This is a genomic window from Actinoplanes sp. NPDC051633, assembly GCF_040681735.1.
Lineage (GTDB): Bacteria > Actinomycetota > Actinomycetes > Mycobacteriales > Micromonosporaceae > Actinoplanes.
Window position 1 is genome coordinate 1 of the sequence record NZ_JBFAZH010001823.1, and the last position, 1,059, is coordinate 1,059.

A 1,059-nucleotide genomic window follows, 5' to 3' on the forward strand; every position below is an offset into this window, starting at 1 on the left:
GAGCGGAGACCGGCGCCCACGGCGCGGCTGATGTCGGCGACCGAGGCGTCGCGTTGCAGGTCGACGAACTGGGTGGCGCCCTCCGCGCCCGAGGCGTCCGGCACCCGCCACAGCACCAGCGGTGCCGCCGCGGCGACGGGCCGGGGCGCCTCGGGGATACGGCCGGTGGGCTCGAAACCCAGCGATGCGACCGCAGCGCGGCCGGCGGCCAGGCACCCGGCGAGGTCGAACACCCCGGCCGCGGCACCGGCCACGACGAGACCGTCCAGCTGCTCGCCCGGCAGGAACGCGCCGAGCACCTCGTCGTAGCGCAGCCGGCCGCGGGCCTGGCTGAACAGGTGCACGGCAGGGTTCCAGCCGCCACTGACCAGGAGGAGGTCACACGGGACGGCATCGGTCCCGACAAGCGCGTGCGTGATCCGCTCGTCCCCGCGGGTCCCGGTCACCACGGATCCGGCGACGACCCGGATCCCGGCCGCCGCGCACTCGTCCGCGAGGCGTGCGGGGACTTCGGCGCGGGCGTCGACGACGGCTGGCACTCGCACACCCGCGTGGTGCAGGTCGAGGGCGGCGTCGTACGCGCTGTCGTTGGTGGTGAAGACCACCGCCTCCCGGCCGGGGAGCACCCCGTAGCGGTTGAGGAACGTCCGGGCCGCGCCGGCGAGCATGATCCCGGGGCGGTCGTTGTCGCAGAACACGACGGGGCGCTCGTGCGCGCCGGTCGCCACCACGACCGAGCGGGCTCGCAGCCGCCACACCCGCTGGCGCGAGACGTTCCTGGGAGCGGCCGCTCCGAGGTGGTCGGTGCGTCGCTCGAGGGCCAGGACGAAGCCGTCGTCGTAGCTGCCGAACGCGGTGGTGCGCTGCAGATGCAACACCTCGGGGTACGAGCCCAGCTCGGCCGTGGCGGCGGCGACCCAGTCCGCGGCCGGCGCCCCGTCCAGCTCGTCGGTGCCGGACAACAGTGATCCGCCCGCCTCGGCCTGCTCGTCGACCAGGGCGACGCGGGCCCCGGCGCGGGCGGCGGTCAGCGCGGCGGTCAGCCCGGCCGGACCGGCG

General features: G+C 76.2%; 1 protein-coding gene. It reads right to left on the minus strand.

Annotated elements, in window-relative coordinates; all coding sequences use genetic code 11:
- The coding region (locus AB0M20_RS45465) for an FAD-dependent oxidoreductase (RefSeq protein WP_364307893.1) at positions 1-1,059 on the minus strand (1,059 nt) is incomplete at both ends.